Annotated in this window: 4 protein-coding genes and 2 rRNA genes; all 6 read right to left on the reverse strand. The window is 50.6% G+C overall.

What is annotated here, in order from left to right; all coding sequences use genetic code 11:
• Nucleotides 1-78: 78 nt before the first annotated feature.
• On the reverse strand, nt 79-1,896 hold the full coding sequence (locus tag OEW58_13765; GenBank protein MDH5302414.1) for a PDZ domain-containing protein: 1,818 nt from the start codon (nt 1,894-1,896) through the stop codon (nt 79-81).
• A 17-nt stretch (nt 1,897-1,913) separates the two neighbouring features.
• Nucleotides 1,914-2,669, reverse strand: a complete 756-nt coding sequence (locus OEW58_13770; protein ID MDH5302415.1) for an ankyrin repeat domain-containing protein — start codon at nt 2,667-2,669, stop codon at nt 1,914-1,916.
• Nucleotides 2,670-2,729: 60 nt separating this feature from the next.
• Nucleotides 2,730-3,161, reverse strand: coding sequence for a universal stress protein (locus OEW58_13775; protein MDH5302416.1), 432 nt, complete (start codon nt 3,159-3,161; stop codon nt 2,730-2,732).
• 407 nt (nt 3,162-3,568) lie between these two features.
• Nucleotides 3,569-6,298, reverse strand: a complete 2,730-nt coding sequence (locus OEW58_13780) for a response regulator (GenBank protein MDH5302417.1) — start codon at nt 6,296-6,298, stop codon at nt 3,569-3,571.
• A gap of 337 nt (nt 6,299-6,635) precedes the next feature.
• A 5S ribosomal RNA gene (gene rrf / locus OEW58_13785) occupies nt 6,636-6,750 on the reverse strand.
• 97 nt (nt 6,751-6,847) lie between these two features.
• Nucleotides 6,848-7,302 (reverse strand): 23S ribosomal RNA (locus OEW58_13790); the annotation flags it as partial.

Here is a 7,302-nt window from a genome sequence, read left to right on the forward strand (position 1 = left end):
CATCAGCCAGGCCAGCACGGCAATGCTCAGCCAGGCGCAAGCCTCACCTCAGTTAGCACTGCAATTGCTCAACGGTCTCTAAGCACCGTTTAACCACGCCTGGCGATTGGCCAGCACGGTTTCTGCCACATCTTTTTTCAACTCCATGACACAGGTATCCGCCACGGGCTTTTTCATCACCGCGCTGAACGTCATCAGTTCATCACGACGGAATGCGTGAATCTGCACTGTCTGGCCGGGTAAAAAATTCGCCAACCGTTTTTCCAAATTGCCCGTATTCACCTGTAGACCGTCGATTGCCACCAGAACATCCCCGGCAGCCAATCCCGCCAACTGCCCTGCACTGCCATCCTGAACCACGGCCACCTTGGCACCGACCGCATCCGAGCCAAACCGACAGCCCAAGGTAACTGCGCTGTCATCCACCGTCGCGGCCTTGCCGCCGGTGTCAGACTGCCCCGTGGTCGCGCGCAACTGGTAGCTCACCCCCACCTCGTTTAGCAATTCCTCCATGGGCGGATCCTGGGTGCCGTAGACGTAATCCGCAAAAAATGCGGACACGTCCAGCCCGCTCGTTTGCACAATGATTTGTTCCAGCGAACGCTCGGCCATCCCCTTGCCGGTCAGGCCATGGTGTTGCCACAAATAGCGCATCGCATGATCCAGCGAATATTGCCCGGCACTGTGTTGACGCAACCACAAATCCAGCGCCAATCCGACCATCGCCCCCTTGCCGTAATAGCTGACAATCGCATTCAGCGCGTTTTCATCCTGCTTGTAGAATTTGCTCCACGCATCAAAACTGGATTCGGCAATGCTTTGCTTGAAACGACCACTGCCGCGAGTCACGCGAGTAAAACCTTGCGCCATCATCTGCAAGTAATTCACATCCGAAAGAATCTTGGCACGATACAAAAACAGCTCGTCGTAATACGAGGTAAAGCCTTCAAACACCCATAAAAGCTCGGTGTAAACTTCGCGATCAAGATCGTAGGGAATAAAGGCTTCAGGCTTGATGCGTTTGACGTTCCAGGCGTGAAAATATTCGTGACTGCATAACCCCAAAAAGTTTTTATAATTTTCGGTCAGTTCTTTCATGCCAGAACGAGGCAAGTCATCACGTGCACACAGCAAACTGGTCGATGCGCGATGCTCCAATCCACCGTAGCCCTCGCCCACCACCATCACCTGAAACACATAACGATCAAACGGTGCTGGCTCACCAAAAAAACGAATCTGCGTTTCACAAATCGCCTGCAAATCACGAATCAAGCGCGCTTCATCGGTATAGTGCCGCCCGGTAATCGCCACTTCATGAGGCACACCACAGGCATCAAACTGCAGCAGCGTGAAATTTCCCATCTCGACCGGATGATCAATCAGCTCGTCATAATCGCTGGCCTGATACGTCCCAAATCCATGCAGGGTCGCGCCATCACAACGCAATGCGGTGGACACTTTCCATGATGCGTACAACTCGCCCTGGGGTCGAAGCAATTCCACCTGACACGGTTCATGTTCTTTGCCGTGCACGCGAACAAACACGCTGGTGCCATTAAAATAGCCATGCGTCTGATCCAGATGCGCAGCCCGCACCGACAAGTCCCAGGCATACACCTCGTATTCCAATTGCAGTTCGCCTGCACATGGCTCGACTTGCCAGGTTTGCTTGTCTATTTTTTTTACCGCCAGCGCGCGGCCATCGCTGCGAGCGTGTAGCTGCACCACATTACGAGCAAAATCGCGAATCATGTAACTACCCGGAATCCATGCCGGCAGCGATACTCGCTGTCCGGCAGAATCAGGCTGAGGAATAATTACAGCAACTTGAAAAAGATGGGCTTGAGGGGAAAGAGCTTGGATGCAATAGCGAACCACTGCGTTGGCAGTGCTCATGAAAAACTCCTAAACATTTATTTCTTCGCGCCACTACGGCGCAAAATAGTGACGATGGCAGTCTCATCCATACTTTCTGCCAACGACAACGGAGTTACACCCTGAGAATCACGAACATTGGGATTGGCGCCTTTTTGCAGCAACAACTCCACCACATCCGCATTGCCTTCGTTGATCGCAATGAACAGTGCCGTGTAACCGCTTTCAGTTTTTATATTCACGTCCGCGCCGGCAGCAATCAGGTGACGGATCACTTCTTTGTTTCCCTTGGCGGAAGCGGCAATCAGTGCGGTATCACCTGAGGTCGTACGCGCATTGACGTCCGCCTTGGCCTTGATCAGCAAATCGACCACTTCAAGATAACCATCCTGGGCAGCCAGCATGAGTGCCGTCATATTTTCGTAAGGCGCAAATTTCGAATTTACATCCGCCCCACGCTGTATCAGCGCAGTAACCACGGAAGCATCGCCATTGCTCGCTGCCGTATGCAACAGTGGCGCGCCGTACTGATTCTTAGCATTGGCATTCACCCCCGGCTGCTGCAACAACAGCAACGCAATATTGACTCGCCGCTTCACCAGCGCCACAAACACGGCAGGATCACCCTTGGCGGTTTTGCTATTTGGGTCCGCCCCCTGGGCCAGCAGTTGCTTCACCAGCGCTTCATCACCTTTTTCTACCGCCGTAACCAAATCTGGGCCGGCGGCCAATGCCGAAAAAGGTAACAACACCAAACCCAACGCCCAACCGCGCCAGGACAGAAACATTTTCATTCCCTTTACCCCAAAGCAAACTATCGGATTAGCCAATATCTAGCCAAGCTCATGCCAGGCTTACACCTTCACCGCCAGCACATCACAAGGCGTACCATGCAACACTGCATTGGCCGTCGATCCCAGCAACAATGCAATACCATGTCGGCCATGAGTGCCGATCACAATCACATCCGCCTGGTAACTCTTGGCGGCCTGCAAAATTTCATTTTTGACCGAGCCTACCTCGACACGACAGGTTATGTCTGCCAATCCGGCCTGCTCTGCCAATTCTTTGAGAACACGCTGCGCACGTTCGTACAGCGCTTTTTCGACATCCACCGAAATCATTGGCAGGGATTCGTAGGTATTGTCCAGAATCAACGGTTCAACGACATGCATGAGCATCAACTCTGCGCCCGTCAATTGCGCCAAACCTTTGGCCTTGGCTAGCACCTCACCGGCTTCCGCGGTTAAATCCAGCGCCACCAGAATTTTCGTATATGCGCCCATATTTCCCTCCGTTTTCCCATTCGCCCCATCATACGCCGCAGGCAAATTTACCACCAGACGCTTGTTGTCATTACAAAAAAAAGCCCGGCAGATTCTGCCGGGCCGAACTTCACGAAAACTGCCTACAACTAAAGGTGAACCAGGTTAATAAAGGCAATCAATGCCACCACCAAAAACAACGGAATGCCGATCATTCCCGGACCATTTTCAAATTTCTCGAGCTTGGGACCAGAAGACATATCATTTCTCCTATCTGCTTTTATGTTGTTATTAGCCCGGGCACAGACAACCTCCAGAGCCTGATAACAACATGGACTAAACCCAGGGAGAATGTCAACTTTTAATCAAACATCCCCCGTCAGCCCTAGTAGCGACCGCATCACCGCGTTCTATACCCCCGCTCACAATTATTTTTCCAGTACGCTCTGTAACGACTGCAACAATCGATTGATCTGAAAAGGTTTGGTCAAATAGTCATCAAATCTCGCATCATCGGCAGCCTTCACTGCGGCAACCGAGGCATTGGCGCTGACACCAATCACCGGAATTTTTTGCGTCGTTTCATCGCTGCGTAACTGCCGCAACACCGCAAATCCATCCATGACGGGCAAATTAATGTCCAATAAAATAACATCTGGACAGTGCTCGCGCGCCAAACGCAATCCCAATGCCCCATCATGCGCAATTAACAATGCCAATCCAGGAAAACGTCCGAGAATACGACTTACCAATCTGACATTCGCCGCATTATCCTCGATGTACAAAACAGTCACTCCCTCGCCACGACTAAACATCGACACTGGATTTTCGCTGAGTTCACTGCCTTGTTGCCACGCTTCTCCTGACTCCAAACTGGGCACATCCAACCAAAATGAGCTGCCTACTCCCAACTGACTATCGCAACCAACCTGGCCGCCCATTAACTCCACCAAACTTTTGGTGATCACCAAACCTATGCCCGTCCCTTCAATGTCCGAGGTCTCTGCGCCCAGCCGGTTAAATGGCATAAACAAATTGTCCAGTTTATCTGCAGAAATACCTCGACCGGTGTCCTTCACAACAATTCGTAAATAGCCATCACCATTCTTTAGGCATTCAATGCTCACCGTGCCATTTGGCACGTTATACTTGCATGCATTGGACAACAAATTAATCAGCGCCTGGCGAAGGCGAACTTCGTCCGCCCACACCTGCATGTCCTGACACTGCTGCGGATCAAAAACAAGCGTTAAATGATTCCTCGCCAGCAATGGTGTGATCATCGAGATGCCACTTTCGATAAACTCCTGCACCAACACCGGACGCAACTGTATATCGACGCGGCCATCCTCAATTTTTGCCAGATCCAGAATATCGTTGATCAACTCCAGCAGATGCTCGCCTGCTTTGTGAATCTCAGACAAACAGTCGCGCTGTGATTCCGATAGTGGCTCCTCCTGATCCATATCCATCACTTGTGCAAAACCAAGAATTGCGTTGAGCGGCGTACGCAATTCGTGGCTCATGCTAGACAAAAAGCGCGTCTTTACTTTATTTGCCCGTTCAGCATTTTCTTTGGCCTGCATCAACTCGTTTTGCGCCGATTTGATATGTGAAATATCGGTACGCACCGCAATGTATTGGTAAGGTTTTCCATGATCATCCAGAAAAGGCACGATGGTGGAATCCACCCAATACAAATGACCGTCCTTGGCTCGATTGCAAATTTCACCACGCCAAACTTTGCCACCGATGATGGTTTGCCACATATCCTCAAAAAATGCTCGATCATGATAGCCGGAGTAAATAATGTTGTGTTTTTTCCCCAGTAATTCATCACGAGAATAGCCGCTAACTTTGCAAAATTTTTCATTCACATGAGTAATCATGCCATCTGTGTCAGTCACACTGACGATGGCATGCTGATCCAATGCTATGCGTTGATATTCACTTAAATTGAGGGATTCCTGGAGTTCGTGCGCTAGGCGTTTGACCCAACGCGCGCGCTTAAGGCGGGCCAGCAATGCCGCTATCAGATGATCTTTATCCACGGGTTTTGTGATGAAATCATCGCCGCCCAGATTCATTGCCGCCAACTGCCGCCCCAAATCTGTTTCGCCTGAAATAAACACGATAGGTGTTTGCGCCCACGCATCATCCTGGCGAATTATCGCGGCCAACTCCAATCCAGAACAGACCGGCATATACACATCCAGCAATACCAGATCCGGTGTAAAACGATCCATCTGCGCTATCGCCTTCAGCGGATCATTACAGATCTGAACACTTATGCCTTCGCCTCCCAGAATCGCGGCATAATAGCCCGCGACGGAGACATCATCATCGACGATCAACACCCGATACGGTGCACTGACATTTTTTCGCGTCAAACCATCCAGGGAGCGTGCTAATTTTTCATAATTCACGGGAGTAGCAAAAAAACGCGTTGTTCCCATTCGGGCCAAAACTGCAGCCAGGCGAAGTTCAACATCATCACGATTAGAAATAAGTACCAGAGGAATATCCGTCTGACAGCGCTCTTTCAACGATTGCATTTGCGCAACAAAAGTAGACGGCGCTCCCCGCCAGGTTTTGTGCACAATCAGCGCCCCTGGAGTCTGAGGCAAACTGGCAAAATCAACATCTTCAAAACGGTTAAACGAAACTGTTCGATAACCGGAATCAGCAAGAATGGAGGCAGTCAGCACCAACTGATTGCGGTCTTCATCCACCAGCACCAATAAATTATTCCAGCCATCCACGACCGCCGCCGCATCCTGTAAACGGTGCCGTTTAAAATCCCCGGCATCAGACTGTATCTGCCAAAGACGCGTTTGCTGTACCACCGAGTGCAGAATTTGATTAACCTGATCCAGACGATACTGATCCCAACCCTCATTGGCCGAATTAAGTTGTTGGGAAATAATTTGCTCAAGCAAGCGTGCAGTATCAGATACAGAGTAGACCCCAAACGTTCCCGCAGAGCCTACGAGGGTATGCACTTGACGATGAAATTCCTGTAGCAGCTCCCGGTCATCTTGAGCCTGATAAACCCGCGCCCACAATTGCTGCAACTCATCAACTTTCGCCGGCAACTGCTTGCCAAACGCCTGCCGGACTCGAGCCAATTTGCTCATCAAGTCTTGTTCATCAGCCATCGACAACCATCCTCTGGAATATATTTTTGTTATTGCGTCTAAGTCATGGCATCAAATGCACCTAAAACGTATCACTTATTCTGCTATAACACCAAGTTATCCGGTTTCAGCAAATCAAATTTGCACGACAAAACGCGAGATTAGGCATCAGATTGAACATCGAGACAGGATAAATACGGTGAATAGTGAGACTGTTTTATTTGCTCGTCAAACAAAAACGGTCCAATCCGCAAGCGAGCCAAAGTTCACCACAGATTGGGCGAGGACTTCTTCCCATTTTTTCGCCCCACAAAGAAAACCGCCCCTGTCGTAAGACAGGGGCGGTTTGGGTATAGAAGCCTGGCGATAACCTACTTTCACATGGCAGCTGCCACACTATCATCGGCGCAAAGCAGTTTCACTTCTGAGTTCGGGATGGGATCAGGTGGTTCCCACTCGCTATGGTCGCCAGGCAAAACTTGTACAATTCGATGCTGATATATAAAGGGCGTGTTACGCTCAGTGTAATTCCGAACACCCCGTCTGCATGGCAAACTGTTTGGGTGTTATATGGTCAAGCCTCACGGGCAATTAGTACGCGTTAGCTACATGCATTACTGCACTTCCACACCGCGCCTATCAACGTCGTAGTCTTCGACGACCCTTTAGGGACTTAAAGTCCAGTGAGATCTCATCTTGAGGGGGGCTTCCCGCTTAGATGCTTTCAGCGGTTATCCCGTCCGTATATAGCTACCCGGCAATGCCACTGGCGTGACAACCGGAACACCAGAGATACGTCCACTCCGGTCCTCTCGTACTAGGAGCAGCTCCTCTCAAATCTCAAACGCCCACGGCAGATAGGGACCGAACTGTCTCACGACGTTCTAAACCCAGCTCGCGTACCACTTTAAATGGCGAACAGCCATACCCTTGGGACCGGCTACAGCCCCAGGATGTGATGAGCCGACATCGAGGTGCCAAACTCCCCCGTCGATATGAACTCTTGGGAGGAATCAGCCTGTTAT

This window comes from Gammaproteobacteria bacterium (genome assembly GCA_029884425.1).
GTDB lineage: Bacteria > Pseudomonadota > Gammaproteobacteria > S012-40 > S012-40 > JAOUHV01.